The organism is Paraburkholderia suaedae, from assembly GCF_040812055.1.
In the GTDB taxonomy this organism is placed as follows: domain Bacteria; phylum Pseudomonadota; class Gammaproteobacteria; order Burkholderiales; family Burkholderiaceae; genus Paraburkholderia.
In genome coordinates this window covers 19,453-39,066 of record NZ_JBFOAH010000009.1, presented here as the reverse complement: position 1 = coordinate 39,066, position 19,614 = coordinate 19,453, and the positions used below count along the sequence as shown (strand labels likewise).

18 protein-coding genes are annotated in these 19,614 nt (G+C 64.5%); 5 read left to right on the top strand and 13 right to left on the bottom strand.

Features of this window, described 5'->3' with window-relative positions; genetic code table 11:
• Positions 1-6 precede the first annotated feature (6 nt).
• The 8 genes from ABQJ48_RS14720 to ABQJ48_RS14685 form a co-directional block, all read right to left on the bottom strand.
• Positions 7-840, bottom strand: coding sequence for a lysophospholipid acyltransferase family protein (locus tag ABQJ48_RS14720; protein WP_367838741.1), 834 nt, complete (start codon positions 838-840; stop codon positions 7-9).
• A gap of 58 nt (positions 841-898) precedes the next feature.
• Entirely contained in the window at positions 899-2,182 is a 1,284-nt protein-coding gene (locus tag ABQJ48_RS14715; protein WP_367838740.1) for a dihydroorotase, read from the bottom strand.
• A gap of 135 nt (positions 2,183-2,317) precedes the next feature.
• Positions 2,318-3,343: an aspartate carbamoyltransferase catalytic subunit gene (locus ABQJ48_RS14710; RefSeq protein WP_367838739.1), complete on the bottom strand. Its 1,026-nt coding sequence runs from the start codon at positions 3,341-3,343 to the stop codon at positions 2,318-2,320.
• A 266-nt stretch (positions 3,344-3,609) separates the two neighbouring features.
• A complete protein-coding gene (gene pyrR, locus ABQJ48_RS14705; RefSeq protein ID WP_367838738.1) occupies positions 3,610-4,161 on the bottom strand; it encodes a bifunctional pyr operon transcriptional regulator/uracil phosphoribosyltransferase PyrR in 552 nt (183 codons plus the stop codon).
• Entirely contained in the window at positions 4,148-4,588 is a 441-nt protein-coding gene (ruvX, locus tag ABQJ48_RS14700) for a Holliday junction resolvase RuvX (protein ID WP_367838737.1), read from the bottom strand. The genes pyrR and ruvX overlap by 14 nt, the downstream gene beginning before the upstream one ends.
• Positions 4,585-5,163, bottom strand: a complete 579-nt coding sequence (locus tag ABQJ48_RS14695) for a YqgE/AlgH family protein (protein WP_367838736.1) — start codon at positions 5,161-5,163, stop codon at positions 4,585-4,587. Before ABQJ48_RS14695 ends, ruvX begins: the two co-directional genes overlap by 4 nt.
• A gap of 277 nt (positions 5,164-5,440) precedes the next feature.
• A complete protein-coding gene (locus ABQJ48_RS14690; protein WP_367838735.1) occupies positions 5,441-6,859 on the bottom strand; it encodes a FimL-related protein in 1,419 nt (472 codons plus the stop codon).
• Positions 6,860-7,121: 262 nt separating this feature from the next.
• Complete coding sequence (locus tag ABQJ48_RS14685; RefSeq protein WP_007178992.1) at positions 7,122-7,292, bottom strand: rubredoxin; 171 nt, start codon at positions 7,290-7,292, stop codon at positions 7,122-7,124.
• Between the two features lie 300 nt (positions 7,293-7,592).
• On the opposite strand from ABQJ48_RS14685, the gene ABQJ48_RS14680 reads away from it, so the two are divergent.
• From ABQJ48_RS14680 to cysC, 3 genes are all read left to right on the top strand, one after another.
• Positions 7,593-8,453, top strand: coding sequence for a hydroxymethylpyrimidine/phosphomethylpyrimidine kinase (locus ABQJ48_RS14680; RefSeq protein WP_367838734.1), 861 nt, complete (start codon positions 7,593-7,595; stop codon positions 8,451-8,453).
• 220 nt (positions 8,454-8,673) lie between these two features.
• Positions 8,674-9,885, top strand: coding sequence for a sulfotransferase family protein (locus ABQJ48_RS14675; RefSeq protein WP_367838733.1), 1,212 nt, complete (start codon positions 8,674-8,676; stop codon positions 9,883-9,885).
• Between the two features lie 18 nt (positions 9,886-9,903).
• Positions 9,904-10,530: an adenylyl-sulfate kinase gene (cysC, locus tag ABQJ48_RS14670; RefSeq protein ID WP_367838732.1), complete on the top strand. Its 627-nt coding sequence runs from the start codon at positions 9,904-9,906 to the stop codon at positions 10,528-10,530.
• A gap of 133 nt (positions 10,531-10,663) precedes the next feature.
• Here the strand turns inward: cysC and groL are convergent, their stop codons facing one another.
• Positions 10,664-12,307 (bottom strand): chaperonin GroEL, encoded by a 1,644-nt coding sequence (groL, locus tag ABQJ48_RS14665; protein ID WP_367838731.1) that lies wholly within the window; start codon positions 12,305-12,307, stop codon positions 10,664-10,666.
• A gap of 53 nt (positions 12,308-12,360) precedes the next feature.
• Entirely contained in the window at positions 12,361-12,651 is a 291-nt protein-coding gene (gene groES, locus ABQJ48_RS14660; RefSeq protein WP_073431374.1) for a co-chaperone GroES, read from the bottom strand.
• Between the two features lie 651 nt (positions 12,652-13,302).
• Between groES and ABQJ48_RS14655 the strand changes: the two genes are divergently transcribed.
• Positions 13,303-13,887, top strand: a complete 585-nt coding sequence (locus tag ABQJ48_RS14655; protein ID WP_367838730.1) for a hypothetical protein — start codon at positions 13,303-13,305, stop codon at positions 13,885-13,887.
• 433 nt (positions 13,888-14,320) lie between these two features.
• On the opposite strand, the gene ABQJ48_RS14650 is transcribed toward ABQJ48_RS14655, so the two are convergent.
• Positions 14,321-15,478 (bottom strand): hypothetical protein, encoded by a 1,158-nt coding sequence (locus tag ABQJ48_RS14650; protein ID WP_367838729.1) that lies wholly within the window; start codon positions 15,476-15,478, stop codon positions 14,321-14,323.
• Between the two features lie 286 nt (positions 15,479-15,764).
• On the opposite strand from ABQJ48_RS14650, the gene ABQJ48_RS14645 reads away from it, so the two are divergent.
• Complete coding sequence (locus ABQJ48_RS14645; RefSeq protein ID WP_367838728.1) at positions 15,765-16,016, top strand: hypothetical protein; 252 nt, start codon at positions 15,765-15,767, stop codon at positions 16,014-16,016.
• A gap of 119 nt (positions 16,017-16,135) precedes the next feature.
• On the opposite strand, the gene ABQJ48_RS14640 is transcribed toward ABQJ48_RS14645, so the two are convergent.
• Positions 16,136-18,382 (bottom strand): polysaccharide biosynthesis tyrosine autokinase, encoded by a 2,247-nt coding sequence (locus ABQJ48_RS14640; protein ID WP_367838727.1) that lies wholly within the window; start codon positions 18,380-18,382, stop codon positions 16,136-16,138.
• Between the two features lie 51 nt (positions 18,383-18,433).
• Positions 18,434-19,573 carry a polysaccharide biosynthesis/export family protein gene (locus tag ABQJ48_RS14635; protein ID WP_367838726.1) on the bottom strand — a complete coding sequence of 380 codons (1,140 nt, stop codon included), beginning with the start codon at positions 19,571-19,573 and terminating at the stop codon, positions 18,434-18,436.
• Positions 19,574-19,614: the final 41 nt, after the last annotated feature.

Below are 19,614 nucleotides of genomic sequence, written 5' to 3'. Positions count from 1 at the left end.
CGAGCGTCAGGCCGATCGGCCGGAGTGGTCGACCGGCTCGATCAGCGTGCTCCTCGTGGCAGGTATTACGGACTCCTGCTCTACCAGCGCTCCCGCTTTCGCCGTGCCGCCCTGCATCTGCCGCAACGCGGCGCCAATCGCCTCGCGCGCTTGCGCGGCCAGCACCCGGCGATCCGCGCCCGGCGCAAGCGCTTCGCCCACATACACGTGCGCGGTCAGCGGAGCGCCGCGCAGCAGCAGGTTCAGCGAATCGGCGAGCGACAGATCGTCGATATATGCGGGCGCCGTGGATTGCCGGCCCTGCGCGTCTTCATACATGATGCACAACGGCTGCACCGGCGCTCCCGCCGATACCGCCGCCTGGAACATATTCGCGTGAAACGGCAGCAGCGCGAGTCCATTGGACGTGGTGCCTTCGGGAAACACGCACATCAGCTCGCCAGCAATGAGACGATCGGATAGCTCGTGCATGATCCGCTTCGCGTCGCTGCGCTTTTCGCGCTGGATGAACACCGTGTCCAGTTGTTGCGCAAGCCAGCCGACTAGCGGCCACTGGCGGATCTCCGCCTTCGAAACGAACGGCGTGGGTCGCCATGCATTGATCACGTAGATGTCGATCCACGAAATGTGGTTCGCCACCACCAGCGCGCCGCGGTCCAGTCGCGCAGCGTCGTTATGCACGACGAGGCGCATTCCGCACAGGCGTAGCATCGTCAGCGACCACGCGCGATTGAGCGCGTGGCGCCGTTCGGCGTCGGCGGCGGGAAAGCGCGTTGCCACGATCCACATGCCGTGCAGCAGATGCGCGAACAGACGGGCTTTGCGTAACGCGAGCTTCATGGTCGGAGCTTTCCGTTTAACGTGGCAATCAGTACCCATCAGCGGGCAATGAATCCGATTACGCTCGCTGCTCGAACGCGACGCAACCCGACACGATCGTCGCCCGCACGCGCGCCGGCAGTTCGTAGCCGAGAAACGGCGTGTTGTGCCCCTGGCTCTTCAACGCGCGCGGCTCGACGCGCCAATGCGCGTGACGATCGAACACGCAGAGATCGGCCACCGCTCCCACAGCCACGCGGCCGGCCGCGTTCAGATCGAGCACGTCGGCCGGCGCCGTGGTGATGCGGTTGAGCGCCTTGGCGAGCGGTATCCCGGCTTCGTCGGCCCATTTGACGGTCAGCGACAGGAACAGCTCCAGGCCGGTTGCGCCCGGGGTGGCCTCGGCGAACGGCAACAGCTTTTCGTCGTCGTCGACCGGCGTGTGATCGGAGCAGATCGCGTCGATGGTGCCATCCACGAGGCCCGCGCGGATCGCTTCGCGATCGCGCTGTTGACGCAGCGGCGGGTCGAGCCGGAACTGCGCGTCGAAGTAGCCAATGTCGACGTCGATCAGATGCACGTGATTCACCGTCACGTCGCACGACACCGGCAGTCCCTCGGCCTTGGCGCTGCGCATCAGCGCAACGCCCGCCGCCGACGACACATGCGACAGATGCACGCGCGCCCCGGTCACGCGCACCAGTTCGAAGATGGTATGCAGCGCGATCGTTTCCGCCGACGCCGGCACGCCCGACAAGCCGAGCCGCGACGCCAGCGCGCCGCTCGCGGCCACGCCGCCCTTGCCGAGATAGGCGTCGACCGGACGCAGCCACACGGTGTAGCCGTACGTCTTCGCGTATTGCAGCGCGCGCATTAGCACTTGGGTGTCGACCACCGGCACGTCCGCTTGCGAAAAACCGATGCAGCCCGCTTCGGTCAACTCGACCATCTCGGTGATGACTTGCCCCTTCAGGCCGACCGTCAACGCGCCGAGCGGATACACGTGCGCCTGGTTCAGGTTGCGCGCGCGAAACTTGAGCATCTCGACGAGGCCGGGTTCATCGAGCGTCGGGTCAGTGTCGGGCGGACACACGAGGCTCGTCACGCCGCCCGCGAGCGCCGCGGCCATCTCCGATTCGAGCGTCGCCTTGTGTTCGTAGCCCGGCTCGCGCAAGCGCGCGGACAGGTCGACCAGTCCCGGCGCGATATGCAGTCCTCGCGCGTCGATCGTCTTGTGCGCCTGGAACTCGGCCGGCGCGCTGCCGATGGCGACGATCTTGTCCGCCGCGATAAAAATGTCCTGCTGCTCTTCGGTGCCCGCTGCTGGATCGATCAGCGTGCCGCCCTGGATATGAATCTTCATGCGCTGCCTTGTATTCAGCTTGGGTTCAGCTCAGTCTTGCGTTATTCGAAGCGCGTGGACATTGTGCTGGTGTGGTTTGAAGCAGTGGTCCGACGCGACCGCGCGCATTGTGACGCGGGGGTCGCACTGCGGCGCTCAATCGTGATTGCCCGCGACGATCCCCATCACCGCCATGCGCACCGCGATCCCGAACGTCACCTGGTTCAGGATCACCGATTGCGGGCCGTCGGCCACCTGCGAATCGATTTCGACGCCACGGTTCATTGGGCCAGGGTGCATCACGATCGCGTCGGGCGCGGCGAGCGCGAGGCGCTCCGGCGTCAGGCCCCAGCTCTTGAAGTACTCCTGCGCCGACGGCAGCAACGCGCCGCTCATCCGCTCGTTCTGCAAGCGCAGCATGATGATCACGTCGACGCCTTTCAGGCCTTCGTCGAGATTGTGGAAAACCTGCACGCCCATCTGTTCGAGGCCGCCCGGCAGCAGCGTGCGCGGACCGATCGCGCGCACCTCCGGCACGCCAAGCGTGGTCAGCGCATGAATGTCCGAGCGCGCGACCCGCGAATGCAGGATGTCGCCGACAATCGCCACGCGCAGCTTCGTGAAGTCCTTCTTGTAGTGGCGGATCGTGTACATGTCGAGCAGACCCTGGGTCGGGTGTGCGTGACGGCCGTCGCCGGCGTTGATCACGTGCACGTGCGGCGCGCAGTGCTGGGCGATCAGGTAAGGCGCGCCGCTCGATGCATGGCGCACCACGAACATGTCGGCATGCATCGCCGACAGGTTGTTGATCGTGTCGAGCAGCGATTCGCCCTTGCTGGTCGACGACGCGTTGATGTTCAGGTTCAGCACGTCCGCCGACAGGCGCGTCGCGGCGATTTCGAAGGTGGTGCGCGTGCGCGTCGAGTTCTCGAAGAACAGGTTGAACACCGACTTGCCGCGCAGCAGCGGTACCTTCTTCACTTCACGGTCGGTGACGCTGACGAACTGGTCGGCGGTGTCGAGAATCTGATTGACGATCGCCTTGGGCAAGCCCTCGATCGACAGCAGATGTTTGAGCTCGCCGTTTTTCGTGAGCTGCGGGTTGCCCCTCAGGAAGCCATAACGGAAGCGCTCGGTGGCGCGGTCGGCGGAATCCGTGGGGGCCGGAGTGGCGGTGTTCATGGGGTACCTGCTTCAAATACGGACTTCAACGTGAACGATTGAATCTGGCTGCTGACTGCGTGCGACGATTTCCGGCCGCCTTGGGTGCGCCATTGCTGAGGCGGCCGGCGGCGAATCTGCGCTTCGACGTTTTTTGCGATCTTCTCTTCGCGTGGCGTCGGCCCGGCGTGCCAAGCGGATTGCAAGCTGCCTGATGGCTGATGTCCTGTTTCCGACACCCGCGGACTCGTGCGCATCCACGCGCGTTGCCTCATGCAGAGTCGCATTCAATCCGCGCGTGTCTCAGTGTGAAAAGTGAAACGCGGGTCGCCCGCGCCGCCGGCTCGATCCGCTTCCTCGCGGGCCAGCACGAGCGTGGCGTCGGCGGGTATGTTGACCACGCCGCCGACGAAGCGCGCCGCCACCGGCAGTTCCCGCCCGCCGCGGTCGGCGAGCACCGCCAGTTCGACCGACGCCGGGCGGCCATAGTCGTACAACTCGTTGAGCGCGGCGCGGATAGTGCGGCCGGTGTACAGCACGTCGTCCACCAGCACGATGCGGCGGCCGTCGACGGAAAACGGCAGCGAGGTCGGGCTCGCCTGCGAATGCAGCCCCTTTTTCGCGTAGTCGTCACGATGGAGCGCGACGTTCACCACGCCGAAGCTCGGCAGCTTCAGGTCGCGCGCGAGCCGCTCGGCCAGCCATGCGCCGCCGCTATAGATGCCAGCCAGCACCGGACCTTCGGCGCCGTTCGGGTCGGCGCAGAAGGCATCGCCGTATGCCGCGCGGATCTGCTCGAGCAACTCGCGATAAAGCGCTTCGGCGTCAATGAAACTCATGCTCGTCGGACAGTCCGTCTAGATATTGCTGGAGGATGATGCTGGCGGCCTCGGCGTCGAGCAGATCGGCGCGGCCTTTGCCGGCGCGGATTCCCGCTTTCGCCTCGACCGACGAGTAGCGCTCGTCGATCCACGTGACCGGCAGATTGAAGCGGCCATTCAGCTGATTGCCAAAGCGCTTGGCGAGTTGGGTCATTTCGTGTGGCGTGCCGTCCGGGTGCATCGGCAAGCCGACCACCAGCGCGTCCGGCTTCCACTCGGCGATCAGTTTGCCGAGCGCCTCGAACCGGTATTCGCGACTGCGATTGGGCACGATGACGAGCGGCCGCGCGCTGCGCGTCAACGAATTGCCGACCGCCACGCCGATGCGCTTTTCACCATAGTCGAACGCAAGCAGCGTCGCCTCACGTCCGGCCGCGACGCTCATGCGTGGCCCGCCTCGCCGGAGAGCATCGACAGCGAAATGCCGAGCAGTGCGAGGGCGGCTTCGAGACGCTCTTCGGCCGGTACGTCGAAGACGATTTTCGGATCGGCTTCGACCGTCAGCCAGCCGTTCTTCGAGATTTCTTCTTCGAGCTGACCCGCACCCCAGCCGGCGTGGCCGAGGGTGAGCAGGAAACGTTCCGGACCGGTGCCGCTCGCGACCGCTTCGAGCACATCTTTCGAGGTGGTCATTTCCAGACCGCCGGGCACGGACATGGACGACGTGTAGGCGCTGCCGCCCTTGGGGTCGTGCAGCACGAAGCCGCGCTCGGTTTGCACCGGACCGCCGAAATACACGGGCACATGGAGCAGGGGTTCGATTTCCAGCTTGAGGTCGATGCGACTGAAGAGCGCTTGCAGGTCGATATCGGTCGGCCGGTTGATCACGAGGCCGAGCGCACCGCGCTCACTGTGATCGCAAAGGTAGACCACCGTTCCTGAAAACGTCGGATCGGCCATGTTGGGCATGGCGATCAGGAACTGGTTGGTCAGATTGATGCGATCGTTACTCTTGGACATAGTTCGGATTTTAGCAAAGACGATGCAGGATGGCGGGCTTCGAGTGTGGAACCGCGCTGCGTGACATACAGCAATGCCGCGCGCCATCGACGACGAATCATGTTGCACTTTATCACGCACGGGGGCGCGAGCCACGGTGTCGGGCCGCGGTGAAGGCGGGGAGTGGGCGGTGGGCGGCGGGGTTTTGGCGTGGCGGGGCGTCGCGGCGGGTTGGAACCGGGCGCGCCGGCGTCGTTGGTGCCGTTGCGTGACAGTTGGCGCGGCTCGAAACGTCGCTTCAACCCCCGCCCTGCTCGATCGCGCGCGTGAGCGCCGCAAAGGTCGCCTGGGTCACGCCGCCACCGGATGGCGCAACGCCCGCGGCGACCTTGTGCAGCGTCGCGCGCAGCGCTTCGGCGGCCTGCTCCAGGGTGCTCGCCGACGGCGCGGCGACGATCACATGCGCGCGCACCGCCGGGGTCGAAACGCCCGCATGCGCGCGACGACGCCACGCGAGCCCCAGCGCATCCGCCAGCAGCGCGACGTGGCCGAGACCCAGCGCACACGCCGCGGAGCCCAGCCGATAGGCGGCATCGCCCGCTTGCAACGCTTCGCTGGGATCGGCCTTCTCCGGCTGGTCGGCCGCCCGGGCGTGCTCGGTCAGTGCCAGGATCGACCCATCCGCCGTCTGCAGGAAATCCTCGTAGGCGTTCGCATTCACCGTCAGCACGCCCAGATCGCGGGTCAACGAGACGCGCGCGCTGAGCGCCTGCGCCTCGAGCGCGCCGGCCTCCCACAGCATTTCCGACGACTGCGTGCCGGCGACGTGCCAATCGACGGTCAAGCCGTAGTCGTGCAGCACGGCGACCTGATCGGCGTCTTCCGCGGCCGCGCCGAACAACGCGTAGTCGCGCCACAGCAGCGCCAGCGTGGCGCGCGCCAGCGAGCGCGGCGCGCGCTCTATGCCGCGCGCGTGATCGGCCAGCACCAGATTGCAGCGAGCGTAGAAGCGCCGCGCATCGGTTTCGCCGGTCGCGTGCCCGCCGGCGCGCAACGCTTTCGCGCACGCCTTGGCCAGACGCCAGAAGTCGTAAGGGTCGGGGCCGGCGAGTTCGGTGAATACAGCGTCCAGTTCGTCGAGCGCCGCGTTCGTCACGGCGAGCGCGGCCGCGCTGCCCGTGTCGGCCTGCGAGCGCAGCACGGGCAGCAGCGCGCGCTCGTAACGCGCCCGCAAATGCGCCAGTTGATTGGCGGACAGCCCGTGCAGCGACACGGGCGGCACCGGGCGCGCGGTCAGCGCGAGGTCTTCGAAAAGGACGGTTGAGCCCGGCGTGTGCTCGGACAGGTGCGCACAGAGCGCTCGATAGTGATCGAACAGCGACGGCGAGCAGGACAGCTCGCGCAGGTTATGACGCTCGAGCGCCGCGCGGAAATCGCGCAACGCCGCGCCGAACACCGGACGCGCGCTGTCCGTGCCGGATGGATCAGCCGCCGCGAGCGGCGAGAGCCGCACCAGCGCGTCCGCAAAACGCTGGGCGCTGAGCCAGCCGGCCTCGCGCAATGCCTGCGACGCACGCAGCAACGCCGTGGTGCCCTCATGGTTCTGCTCGAAGGCCAGCGATGCTTCTGCAAGCGCGAGCTCGGCGGGACGGACAGCCCCGCCGCGCGGATTCGGCAAGGCATCGAAGGAAACGGGTGCAGCGGATCGAAGAGTCATAGGCACGCGACACGGAGCTGACGGGCCGTCGCTTGGGGCAGCGCGCAGACTGATCGGCGAACGCGCGCACCGGCGACAGGACAACGACGGAGTACCGTTTGACAGGCTACCCGTCACGACACGGCATGGTCGACGATGTTCCGCGCCGACGCGGTAAGCGATGAGACTCAATGACGGGCCACAACGGCGCGGACCCGACACGCCCGGCGCACGCGAGACTGCCCGGTGTATCAGCGGGCCGGCTCCGGCTGCCGATATACGTTCAGATCTGGACCATCTCGAAGTCTTCCTTGCGCGCTCCGCACTCCGGGCAGGTCCAGTTGATCGGAACGTCCTCCCAGCGCGTGCCCGGCGCAATGCCTTCTTCCGGCAAGCCGGCTTCTTCGTCGTAAATCCAGCCGCAAATCAGGCACATCCAGCTTTGATATTCCATTCTTGTGTCGCGTCGTAGAGTCCGTGGAAACGGGAGCCATGATGGTACCGTGTTGCCGCCCCACTGCCTAGCGATGCCAAAAGCCGCGAGCGCCGCGCACCGGTGCCTGTGGCCGGTAGGCTGCGGGCGCTTCTGCCCGGTTGTGCCCGGTCGCCGCGCGAGGCCGCGCATCGACCGCCGTGCGCCCGCGGCTACCCGTCGAAGTGTTGCGAAAAAACGCCCCCGCAACGGTTTAGGCCGCATAATTGAGCCGGTTGCGCACGGCCTGCGCCCAAATCCCGCACTTTTTCGTCAATCTTCATGCCCAGCGACACGCCCCCGATCGTCCTCACCTTCGGCCTTTCCGATCCCACCGGCGGCTCCGGTCTGCAAGCCGACCTGCTGACGCTTGCCAGCATGGGCTGTCATGGCGTCTCCGTGCTCACGGGCTACACCGTGCGCGACTCTGCCAGTTGCGACGAAGTCACCGGCCTCGATCCCGAAATCGTCGCGACACAGGCGCGCATGCTGCTCGAAGACATGCCGATCGCCGCCTTCAAGGTCGGCGCGTGCACGCGCGCGGAAGTGGTCAGCGCGATCGCCGAAGTGGTCGCCGATTACGACGACATTCCGCTGATTCTCGCGCCCGACTTCACGCTCGACGACGAGCACGTGCTCGCCGCCGACGAACTGCGCGAAGCCATCGCCGATCTGCTGGCTCCGCAAACCACCCTGCTGGTTGCCGATTCGGCGACGCTGCTCGCGCTCGCCCAACCCGACGGCGACGCCGAAGCGCCGAGCCTCGACGCGGCAATCTCGCATCTGCTATCGCAGGGCTGCGAGTACATTCTGTCGACGGAAACGGGTACGCACCGGCTCGTCAACACGCTGTTCAGCGAAGACGGACAGTTGCGTCAGGACATGTGGGACCGCGGCAGCCATCGGCTGATGGGGCTCACGGACACGCTGGGTGCCGCGATCGCAGCGTTGCTGGCCAATGGGCAGGAACCCGCGGAAGCAGTACGCGAGGCGCAGGAGTATCTGTACCAGGCGATGCGCAATGCATTCCGGCCCGGCATGGGCGCGTATATGCCGGATCGGTTTTTCTGGGCGCGCAGCAGCGACGACGAAACGCCGCCGACCGCCGGCAAAGACGCCGCGCCGGGCGAAGCGCGCCATTAAGGCCCCCGCGAGGCCCTGCGGCAGTCCGCTGCCGAGACTACGTGACCGATGGAAGCCCGCTTCAGGCGGGTTTTATATTTGCGGGTCATCTTCATAGCATATCTCGCATAAACTCAGATTTCGCTCTATAAAGCTTCGTTATCGCGTAATTAACCGTTACAGCGCCGGCGCTGCCAGCAAGCTAGACTTGACGGATTATCAATTCGCCGCATGTTCGCGTATGTCTTTCCCGATCTTTTTCATCCATCCTCCGAAAAGCGGTGGCTCCACCGTTATTTCGTTTTTTGATTTGAATAAAGGAAACGACCAGTTCGTCAATTTCGCATGGGGCCGCGAAGGCTGGGAAAGCTGCCGCGCAAAATTTTTGAGAACGCGAGTTGGCGGCGGGCATCATCCGTACGGCATTCACCGGATCATCAAGCACCCCGTGCGCTACTGCACCATTCTGCGCGATCCTCTGGCCCGGCAGATATCGCATTACCGGTATGCGGCGAGCGGCAAAAACGGCGAGGTGGCCCGAGGCGTCAGCGTGTCGATGCCCGAGGCGCTTGCCCAGCAGGGCGCCCTCTCGCTCGACGAATGGGTCAGCGAATCGCTGGGCGGAAAAAATCTGTTTGTCCAGATGCTCAGTGGCCATTCGGTGCTGGATGAGACTAGTCTGGAGATGGCTCAGGCTCATCTTCGCCAGCACGTCGCCGCCGTCGGCATTTGCGAGAACATGAGCGAATTTCTTTTGCGCCTCGCAGGCATGAGCGGACTGGAATGGCCGTTTTATTTCGAAACAAATCGAACGCTCGGCACTCCGAAACGCGACGACCAGTTAAGCGAAGCCGCCAGACAAAAATTTATCGAAGATAATAGCCTCGATTACGAACTTTTTCGCGAAGCGAAACAAATGGCGGAAAAGCACGCTAATGAATCAGGTCACATCTTTTCGAATGCTTTGCAATTGGTCGAGATTATTCAGGCAGAAATAAATGAGCACGACAATCCCTATGTTCACAGTTCGACGGTGTTCGGCTTCGACGAGGCATTTCTCGCAAAGGTCGCGAACGTAGTCCGGCGCTTTGACCTCGGTCCGATCGACGAATATCTGCAGTTCGCGCAAAGCCGGCAACCCGCGCCGGCCGACATGTTCGACGGCTTCATCGACGCGGTTCAAGACGGCGTGGTCTCCGGCTGGGCCGTCAATCTCAGCAGCCCCGAACAGAGCGTGCCGCTCGAAGTTCGTGTGGGTCCGAAAGTCGTCGCGAGCGGTTGGAGCGGCGAGCATCGGCCCGATGTGGCTAACGCGGGATACCCAAGCTCGTATGCCGGCTTTTCAATTCCTTTGCCTGCTGGCCTTTCAGACGGTTTTCAAGTCACAATCGCCAATTCGCCGGAGAGCCTGCACAACGCAGGAATCTGGCGGCAAGGGTGGCACTGCGCCTGAGCGCCGAGGGGACTCACAATGGAACCGGCTCACACTTTGCTGCAGCGTTGTCACGGTGCAATCACCAGTCAGCAGAGAATGCGGATCTTCCGCCAACAGCCTGTCACGGTCTGGCTGACCGGCCTGTCGGGCGCGGGCAAATCGACCATCGCATTCGAACTCGAAGCGCAGTTGGTCTCGTTGGGGCATGCATGCTACGTGCTTGACGGAGACAACATTCGTCACGGCCTGGCATCCGATCTCGGGTTCGAGCGGCAGGATCGCCGAGAAAACATCCGTCGAGTCGCGCATGTCGCGCAATTGATGAACGACGCGGGCCTGATTGTCATCACTGCGCTGATCTCCCCGATGCGCGAAGATCGGGCGATGGCGCGCAGCATCATCGGACACGACAAGTTTATCGAGACCCATCTGTTCGCGCCGCTCGAAATATGCGTCGAGCGTGATCCCAAAGGCCTGTACGCGAAAGCGCGCTCCGGAGCGATCGCATCGTTTACCGGCGTGTCGGCGCCTTATGAAGCGCCGCTCGATCCCGAGCTTCGCATTGACACGGCCACGCAGTCGCCGGCCGAAAGCGTTGCGCGAATATTCGCCCATCTGCGCGAGACTTCGCTGACCGCCAGCGATCCAGAAGCTGGAGCGTAGTCCCGCAGCACTGCTGCCCTGCTGGCCCAAAAGAAAAAACCCGCCGTTGCGGGTTTTTTCTTTTGGGAAGCACGCCTCGCGGCGCACTTCCCATGCGCTTCCAACTGGACCTCGTAACGAGGCCCAAGCGGAATTACATGTCCATGCCCATGCCGCCCATGCCGCCGGGCATGCCGCCGCCGCCCATCGGTGCATCTTCCTTCGGCAGTTCGCAAACGGCCGCGTCGGTCGTCAGCAGCAGACCTGCAACCGATGCCGCGTTTTGCAGCGCTGTGCGCGTCACCTTCGTTGGATCCACGACACCTGCGTCAACCAGGTCGACGTACTCGCCGGTTGCTGCGTTGTAGCCGTAGTTGCCTTTGCCAGCAGCAACAGCTGCCACCACGACGCTTGCTTCTTCGCCACCGTTCGTGACGATCTGGCGCAGCGGCTCTTCCATCGCGCGCAGCACGATCTTGATGCCTGCGTCCTGATCGGGGTTAGCGCCCTTGAGGCCGGCGATTGCCGTGCGTGCACGGATCAGCGCAACGCCGCCGCCAGCGACGATGCCTTCTTCCACAGCTGCGCGCGTTGCGTGCAGTGCGTCTTCGACACGTGCCTTCTTTTCCTTCATTTCGACTTCGGTCGCAGCGCCGACCTTGATCACTGCAACACCGCCTGCCAGCTTGGCAACGCGCTCCTGCAGCTTTTCACGGTCGTAATCCGACGTTGCTTCTTCGATTTGGGTGCGAACCTGCTTCACACGCGCTTCGATGTTTGCAGCTTCGCCAGCGCCGTCGATGATCGTCGTGTTTTCCTTGCCCACTTCGATGCGCTTTGCCTGGCCCAGTTCAGCCAGCGTTGCCTTTTCGAGCGTCAGGCCGGTTTCTTCAGCGATGACCTGACCGCCAGTCAGGATCGCGATGTCTTCCAGCATGGCCTTACGACGATCGCCGAAGCCCGGAGCCTTCACAGCAACGGTCTTGAGGATGCCGCGGATGTTGTTCACAACCAGCGTAGCGAGCGCCTCGCCTTCGACGTCTTCTGCGATGATCAGCAGCGGACGGCCAGCCTTCGCGACTTGTTCCAGCACCGGCAGCAGGTCACGGATGTTGGACACCTTCTTGTCGTGCAGCAGCACGAACGGGTTTTCCAGAACGGCGACTTGCTTGTCCGGGTTGTTGATGAAGTACGGCGACAGGTAGCCACGGTCGAATTGCATACCTTCGACCACGTCCAGCTCGTCTTGCAGCGACTTGCCGTCTTCGACCGTAATCACGCCTTCCTTGCCGACCTTGTCCATCGCTTCAGCGATACGGTCGCCGATCGACGAATCGCTGTTCGCCGAGATCGCGCCGACCTGAGCAATTTCCTTGTTGGTCGTGCACGGCTTGCTGATCTTGCGCAGTTCTTCGATCGCAGCCGTAACCGCCTTGTCGATGCCGCGCTTCAGGTCCATCGGGTTCATGCCCGAGGCGACGTATTTCATGCCTTCGCGGACGATGGATTGTGCGAGAACCGTTGCGGTCGTCGTACCGTCGCCTGCGTTGTCGCTGGTCTTGGAAGCCACTTCCTTGACCATTTGCGCGCCCATGTTCTGGAGCTTGTCTTTCAGTTCGATCTCTTTGGCGACCGACACACCGTCCTTGGTGACCGTCGGGCCGCCGAAGCTGCGTTCCAGGACCACGTTGCGGCCCTTGGGACCGAGCGTGACCTTCACAGCGTTCGCGAGAATGTTCACGCCTTCAACCATCTTGGCGCGGGCGGAATCACCGAATACGACGTCTTTAGCTGCCATCTTCTAACTCCTTGAATTCTTGAGGTATGACCGGGAAAGTAGCGGCTTTGCGCTTACTTCTGCACCACGGCCATGATGTCTTCTTCGCGCATCACGAGCAGTTCGTTGCCGTCGACCTTGACGGTCTGGCCTGCATACTTGCCGAACAGCACGCGGTCGCCAACCTTTACGTCGAGCGCAATGGATGCGCCCTTGTCGTCGCGCTTGCCCGGACCGACTGCGAGGATTTCGCCCTGATCAGGCTTTTCCGCTGCAGCTTCGGGGATCACGATGCCCGACGCGGTCTTGGTTTCTTGATCCAGGCGTTTAACGATCACGCGATCATGCAAAGGACGAAGGTTCATACATACTCCTCTCTTGATTGAGACTGAAGAACGCTGAGAAAACCCGGCTGGACGAGCCAACCGGCGATGTTGTTAGCACTCTCGTGCAGCGAGTGCTAATTATATGGACGCGTGGTGACAAATTCAAGAAGGGATGGAGCGCAATGCGAAGATCGTGCGCTTTTCGCTTGCGTCAACTGCATGAGCGCCCGGTCGAATCGGCCCCCGGTGCGAACAAGCTGCGTAAAAACAGTCACTTGCGACTGTCCTCACGGCCCTTGGCAGCGCGCTGACTGAATCGCGCAGTGCGCCTGCCTAAAGGAGTGGCGCGTGGTCGACCGCGGTCGCCGACGCACTCCCAGGGTAATCCCTAACCCTGCATCCTCTCGGGATCGGATCGCACCCGTCTGCTGCCGCCGCCCGCCAGGGATTTCCCCACAGGCCTCGCCGTTGTCCGCCGTTTTGCGCAAAAGTGTCTTGAATGGACAGCAGGATGGCGTTTTCGCGCGCTATCTGGCCGACTGTCCAGACGACAGCCGGTGTTACGCTGCAACAAGCAGCCTTCGCGGCAGTGAGCCGCCGTTCAGCGGCAGATTCGACCGCCAACAGAACACGCCGCGAAGCGCACATGGCCAATGAAAAAGGCGAAACATCGCTGCGGGAGCGACTGCGATGGAATTCAAAACATATACCGTACTGACGCTGTTGGTGTGCAGCGGCCCTGCCTTCGCATGGCAGCCGCTCACCTATCCGATCCGAAGCCAAAGCCCGTATGAGCGCAGCGTCGACACCGCCTTGTGCTACGCGGCGGCGAACAAGACCAAGGTCGACATCACCCGCGAACCGCAAGTTCCGCCGCGCAAAGCGCCGCCTGCCAAGGCGTCGTCGACCGGCGTGCCGTCGCGTCCCCCGTTGCCCTCCAGCACCTTCGCGGCCGCGCCGACGAGCGCGAGCATGCCGGCCGCCGCGACTGAGCGGGGAGCAAGCGCGCCGGCGGCGAGCGCGGCAGCCCCGGGGGCTTCGTCGGTGAAATCGGCGAGCGCGCCGACGGCCGGCTCGGAGGCCATGGCTGCCACGGGAGCTTCGGCGGCGAACGCCGAGCTGGGCACCTCTGGCGCGGCGGCCAGTTCGTCGCAGGCGAACGCGGCGTCCGCCGTGAAGCTGCCGCCGCTGCCGCAACCAGAGCCGCCGATGGCCCGCTATTGGGCCGCCTATGCCGAATGTATGCAAGGGCGGGGTTACGTCGTCGTCCAGTGACTTCGGCTTGCAAAGTTCGTTGCGCTGTCTTTTTTTGACCGCGGCGTCGTTATTCGACGCCCGTTAGCGACCCGGCCATGCCTAGCGACACGACTTCCGATCAGCACGATCCCCGCCGATGCGGCCACTGTGGTGCGCCGCTAGTCGCGCCTTTTGCAACCTGTCCTGCCTGTCGTTCGCGCGCGGTCGAGCCATTCGGCCCGCGCGGCGCATCGGCGCCGGGCTCGCAGGTCGCGCTTGAAGCCGCGCCGCCGGCGCCGCCCGCCCCATTGCAGACGCGCCGGATCTGGGGGCCGTCGCGCACATGGGCCGGTAGCTACGAGGCGATCGACGAGTCCATGGTGGTCGGGAGCGTTTATCAGCGGCTACGCAAACCGGTGCTGCTAGGCGCGTCCGCGTTGGCGGTGACATCCGCCGTTTATCTGTGCTTCATTCATGGCAACGATGAGCGCTCCGGCACACCGATCACCGTGTCCGGGCAGGTGCAGCCGGTGCCCAACGGCAAGGCGTCCGTTGACGCAGCGGGTCGCAACGGGCGATCTGCGGCAGTCGCGCAGCGGCCGTCGAGCGTCGTCGTCGCGCAACGGCCTGCGCTCGTCGCGCCTACCGTCACGTCAACAGACGCCGCACCGCTTACCTCACACCTGGCGCAGAACGGCGGTGGGCTCGCGGCTGCGCCGATCGGGTCGCCCTTGGCGTCTGCATCTACCACGGCAGCCATGCCGCAGCCGTTACAGGGCCACACTGCAATGACCGCGTCAGCGGTTGCATCAGCAGCCACGACAGTGCCGACCCAGCGCAGTGTTGCAATGGCTACGTCGCCGGCCACGTCCGCAGCGACGTCACCGGTCGTCGCATCGGCGACGACAACAGCGGCTACCTCGCAGCCGACGCGGCCCGGCACTGCGAGTCCCGCCGCGCAGGCTAAGTCGGCAGCGACATCACCGCCGGTCGCCTCGGCGACCACCACGGCAACCACCTCACCACCGACACAGCGCAGCGTTGCAATGGCTACGCCGGCAACATCGCCGGCTGCACCGCCGCTCGCCTCAGCGACCACAACAGCGGCAGCCACATCACCGACGACGCCGCACCGCACCGCGACGCCGGCGACATCGACGCCGGCACCGCCGGTCGCCTCCGCGACCACCACGGCAACCACCTCACCGCCGACACAGCGCAGCGTTGCAATGGCTACGCCGGCAACATCGCCGGCTGCACCGCCGCTCGCCTCAGCGACCACAACAGCGGCAGCCACATCACCGACGACGCCGCACCGCACCGCGATGACCGCGACGCCGGTGACATCGGCGCCGACATCGCCGCTCGCACCGACAACGACAACAGCAGCCGCGCCGCAGCCGACACAACCCCGCGCTGCGATGACCACTTCGCGAACCACATCAGCAGCAACCTCGCCGGCCGCACCGCGCGTCACATCGGCGACCGTCACTGCAACCCCGTCCCAGCCGACACAGCGCCGCGCTGCAATCGCAACATCGCCGTCCGCACCGACCACCACAGCAGCAGCACCCGCACCGACCCAACGCCATACCGCCTTGACGGCCTCACCGATCACATCCGCAGCCACATCGCCATCCAGGACCCCATCGACATCGGCAACCCGATCGGCATCCGCAGCCCCGTCCGCTCAGCGCCGGACCGCGTCACCAGGTACACCCGACACGACTTACGTCGCCCACGCCGCCACGAGCCAGCCCCTGAGCCCCGCGGAAAAACTGCGCGCGCAAGCGTCGAAGCAACTCAAAGCGGCCCGCGCCAGGTTGCATGAAAACGATCTATCCGCAACCAAAGCTCGCCTCGCCTCGGCCATCGCCGCGCAGCCGGACAACCGCGACGCGTTGCGCATGCGCTCCATGGTCAACACTCGCGAACAGGAGCGCGACGCGCTGCTGAGTCTTGCGCGAGGCTGCGGCTATGTCGGGCATTGGACGTGTGTATCGCGCAACGCGGGCACAGCGTTGCAGATCGATACGAGCAGCAAGGAAGCACGGCGTCTCGTCACGCTCGCGACGCAGGAAACCGCACTGCAGAGTTCGTCGTCCACCGACGGGGAGGCGGGCTCCACCCGGCAGTCCGACCTGCGCGAACTTATGGCGCATCACTGAGGCGGCGCCGGCCCGCATCGGCGATCCGCGCATGAGCCTGCGAACGTCAAAACGCAAGCATGGAGCCGCAGATGGGAAACAGCGACCAGGCGGCGACGCCGCCCGATCGCAGCGCACCTTCAACCGGCTACGCTGTCGTAACCGTAATATCCGCCCTGATAGCCCGAACCGAGAAACGCGCCTTCCTGCGGCACGTCGGTGAGCAACACGCCGCGCATCGCTACGCCGGCGTTGCGCATCCGTTTGGCCGTTTCGATGATCTCGTTGAGCGGATGGCGGCCGTGACGCACGACCAGCAGCGTCGTGCCCGCGTATTTCCCGATCAGCGTCGCGTCAGTGACGGCCAGCACCGGCGGCGTATCGACGATCACGACGTCGTAGTACGGCTTCAATTCGTCGAGCATCGTTTCAAAGCGCTTGCTCATCAGCAGCTCGGCCGGGTGCATGTGCAGCGAGCCTTTGGGCAACACATCGAGGCCGGGCAGCACGTCGTGCTGGATCATCGAGCGCAGATCGCCGCCGCTCAGTACATCGGACAAGCCGGGCTGATGCGGGATGCCGAAGTGCGAATGCACGTCGCCGCGCCGCATGTCGCCGTCGATGATCAACACCCGCTTGTCCGCCGACGCGACCAGCGCCGACAGATTCACCGACAGGAACGACTTGCCGCTATCGGGCCGCGAGCCGGTGATCATCACGATGTTGTTCTCGGCATGATTGAGCGAGAGCTGCAGCGATGTGCGCAGATTGCGCACGCCCTCCACGGCCATGTCCTGCGGCGCCTGGTGCGCGAGCACATGCTGCCCGCGCCGACGCAGCGCCACGTTCTCCTGTAACCGCAGCTGACTCTGGCTGCGCGGCACGACCCCGAACACCGGCACGCCGAGCATGGTTTCGAGTTCGTCGGGACGCTCCACGCCGTGGTACACCGCGCGCTTGAGGAAAGTCAGCATCATGCCGAGCACGAGGCCGCCGCCGAGCGCGATCGCAATCGCCAGCGCGCGCTTCGGGCGCACCGGGTCGTCCGGCGCTTCGGCAAAGTCCACCACGCGCACGCCACCCACCTGCTGCGCCACCTTCGTCATGCGCAGTTGCTGCGCGCTATTGAGCAGGTTCGTGTAGAGGTCCGTGTTCACGTGTACGTCGCGCAACAGGCGCAGAGCCGTCTGCTCGGTGTCGGGCATCACGGAGACGCTGCGGTTCATGCCGGTTTGCGCGCCTTGCAATTGGGCGATCTGCGCGTCGATCGCGGCCACCATCGGGTGATTCGGCGTGAAGCGCAGCGACATCTCCGCGCGTTGCTGCTGCAAATTGAGCAGCTTGCTCTTGTTGTCGACGATCTGCTGCAGCAGCAGGCGGCTTTCCTCGCCGATGTCGACGGTGCCGTGCGCGTTGCGGAACTTGTTGTAGCGCTGCTCGGCGTCATCGAGCGCCTTGCGCGCGTCTGGCAACTGCTGTTCGATGAACGCCAGCATGTGCTGCGTCTCGTTTGACCGGCTGTCCATGTCCTGGCGCAGGAACTCGTGCGCCACGTTGTTGACGATCGCGGCCGTCAAAGGGCTGTCGCTGCCTTCGAGGCTCACCCGAATCACGCCCGACTGCGCCGCCGTCTCCTCCACCACCAGCGCTTTCTGCAAGCGGTTGACGGTCGTCAGCGTCGACGCGCGCGACAGCTCGAAGCGTGCGCCAGGCGCGCCGACCAGCTTGTCGACGCGCAGCGCGATCGGCCCGTCGGCGGTATCGGTTTTGACGGTTTCGCCGACCCGCCCCGACAGGATCGCGCTGCCGTTGCGGTCGCGCAGCACATACGCACCATCGGCGCCGGCAATCAGCGTGAAGGGCGCGTCGTAGAGCTCCTTCGACGTATCGAAGCGCGACACCGCAATGCTCTCGTTGCCCCACGCGAAGCCCGACAGGTTGAGCGACGACGGTAGCCGCCAACCCCACTTGCCGTTCACGAGCCCCGCGATCAATCTGCCGACCACCGGGAAGTAGCGCGGCTGCGCGGTGATGTCGAGGTGCAGCTTCCTGACCGTGTCCTCCGTGACCAGCCTCGACTTGAGCAACTCGATCTCGGCGGCCGCGGTGGAAGGACGGATGTCGAACATGCCCCCAGGCGGCGGCGAGGCATCCCTACCGTTTGCGTTGAGGTTGGCATTGGCCGTTCTGTCTTCGACGTGGAACAGCACGTCCGCCCGATAGATGGGCGGCGTCAGAAACGCGTACGCGCAGCCCAACGCGAGCGCGATCAGCGTGACCACCAGAATGGTGCGCCAACCGCGCACGATCGTGCGGAGATAGTCCGACAGATGACGCCCCTCTGCCATGGACACGTCGGTGTAACGGTTTTGGTAGTTGATTGCCATGTTCTTCACCCAGCAAAGCCCGACAGTTCAGGTTTCACGTTGCACGGCTTGTTATTTCGTCAGCACCACGCCCGTCACAGCCGCATTGATCGCCGGCAGCAGAAGGTTCAGCACACGGTTGAAGCGAACCAGTCCGCCTTGGCCGACGTAGACGATGTCTTTCGGCTGGAGCTCGAACTGATTGGCCAGCACCATCGAAACCGGCGAGGTCGCATCGAGGTGATAGATCTGCGGCGTAGCGCTGGTCGAATCGCGGATCACGAACAACTGCCGCGTCGCGGCCGTGTTCTGGTCGAAGCTGCCGCTATCGGAGATCGCCTGCGACAGCGTCAGCGAGCCGTTGCGCATCGGCAGCACGGTTGCCGGCTTGGTGACTTCGCCCATCACATACACGCCGCTGTCTTCACGGGCCGCCACCCGCACCAGGTCGCCCGCTTGCAGATAGATCTGCGACGGGTTATAGCCGCGCTTGATCAGGTCGCCGAGGTTCAGGTTATAGATCACGCCGTTGCGGATCAACTCGACGCGGCTGCGGTCTGCGGTCGCGGTAAAGCCGCCGGCCTGGTTGACCGCCATGGTCAGCGACATCGGGATGTCGTTCAGCGACTGAGCGCCGGGCGTGCGCAGTTCGCCGTCCAGATAGATCTGCGCGTTGCGGAACGACGCCACTCGCACCGTTACTTCGGGCTTCTGATACACCTTGCTCAGACGGTTGTACAACTCCTTCTGGATCGTCGCGCTGTCCTTGCCGGCCACATGCAAGGTGCCTGCGTACGGGAACTGCACGTCGCCGTGCTCGTCGACCAGGAAGCCGGGAATCGCATCCGCGGCGCGCGTGCTCGTCGTCGGCTGTCCGAGCGCGGCGGCCAGTTCCGGGTGATCCCATACGACGATCTGCAGCACGTCGCCGGGGCCGACCCGGTACATCGGGGGCTTGCCGAACAGCGCGAGCGTCGACTGCGGCAGCGTCGCCGAGGTTTGCTCCGCATTCATCTTGTGCAGCAGCGCCAGGTTGATGTCGGTAATCGGTATCGTCTGTTGCTGTGAAGCTTCCGTGCTGAAGTCACCACCCGTTTCCTGGATCGTGGCCGGCGTGATCATCCGTTGACCGGGCACGATGCCGCACCCGGAAAGCAGCGTTGCCGTAGCGAAAACCAGGAGACTTCCTGTGCGTAGTCCAAGTGAGCTCATGATGTTTCCTCCGTGCGCCAGAGCGGCTGTTCGCGGGAACA

Excerpts from the sequence above, each read along its gene's own strand:
- ABQJ48_RS14720 (WP_367838741.1), bottom strand. The coding sequence starts at position 840 with ATGAAGCTCGCGTTACGCAAAGCCCGTCTGTTCGCGCATCTGCTGCAC.
- ABQJ48_RS14715 (WP_367838740.1), bottom strand. The coding sequence starts at position 2,182 with ATGAAGATTCATATCCAGGGCGGCACGCTGATCGATCCAGCAGCGGGC.
- ABQJ48_RS14710 (WP_367838739.1), bottom strand. The coding sequence starts at position 3,343 with ATGAACACCGCCACTCCGGCCCCCACGGATTCCGCCGACCGCGCCACC.
- pyrR (WP_367838738.1), bottom strand. The coding sequence starts at position 4,161 with ATGAGTTTCATTGACGCCGAAGCGCTTTATCGCGAGTTGCTCGAGCAG.
- ruvX (WP_367838737.1), bottom strand. The coding sequence starts at position 4,588 with ATGAGCGTCGCGGCCGGACGTGAGGCGACGCTGCTTGCGTTCGACTAT.
- ABQJ48_RS14695 (WP_367838736.1), bottom strand. The coding sequence starts at position 5,163 with ATGTCCAAGAGTAACGATCGCATCAATCTGACCAACCAGTTCCTGATC.
- ABQJ48_RS14690 (WP_367838735.1), bottom strand. The coding sequence starts at position 6,859 with ATGACTCTTCGATCCGCTGCACCCGTTTCCTTCGATGCCTTGCCGAAT.
- ABQJ48_RS14685 (WP_007178992.1), bottom strand. The coding sequence starts at position 7,292 with ATGGAATATCAAAGCTGGATGTGCCTGATTTGCGGCTGGATTTACGAC.
- ABQJ48_RS14680 (WP_367838734.1), top strand. The coding sequence starts at position 7,593 with ATGCCCAGCGACACGCCCCCGATCGTCCTCACCTTCGGCCTTTCCGAT.
- ABQJ48_RS14675 (WP_367838733.1), top strand. The coding sequence starts at position 8,674 with ATGTCTTTCCCGATCTTTTTCATCCATCCTCCGAAAAGCGGTGGCTCC.
- cysC (WP_367838732.1), top strand. The coding sequence starts at position 9,904 with ATGGAACCGGCTCACACTTTGCTGCAGCGTTGTCACGGTGCAATCACC.
- groL (WP_367838731.1), bottom strand. The coding sequence starts at position 12,307 with ATGGCAGCTAAAGACGTCGTATTCGGTGATTCCGCCCGCGCCAAGATG.
- groES (WP_073431374.1), bottom strand. The coding sequence starts at position 12,651 with ATGAACCTTCGTCCTTTGCATGATCGCGTGATCGTTAAACGCCTGGAT.
- ABQJ48_RS14655 (WP_367838730.1), top strand. The coding sequence starts at position 13,303 with ATGGAATTCAAAACATATACCGTACTGACGCTGTTGGTGTGCAGCGGC.
- ABQJ48_RS14645 (WP_367838728.1), top strand. The coding sequence starts at position 15,765 with ATGGTCAACACTCGCGAACAGGAGCGCGACGCGCTGCTGAGTCTTGCG.
- ABQJ48_RS14640 (WP_367838727.1), bottom strand. The coding sequence starts at position 18,382 with ATGGCAATCAACTACCAAAACCGTTACACCGACGTGTCCATGGCAGAG.
- ABQJ48_RS14635 (WP_367838726.1), bottom strand. The coding sequence starts at position 19,573 with ATGAGCTCACTTGGACTACGCACAGGAAGTCTCCTGGTTTTCGCTACG.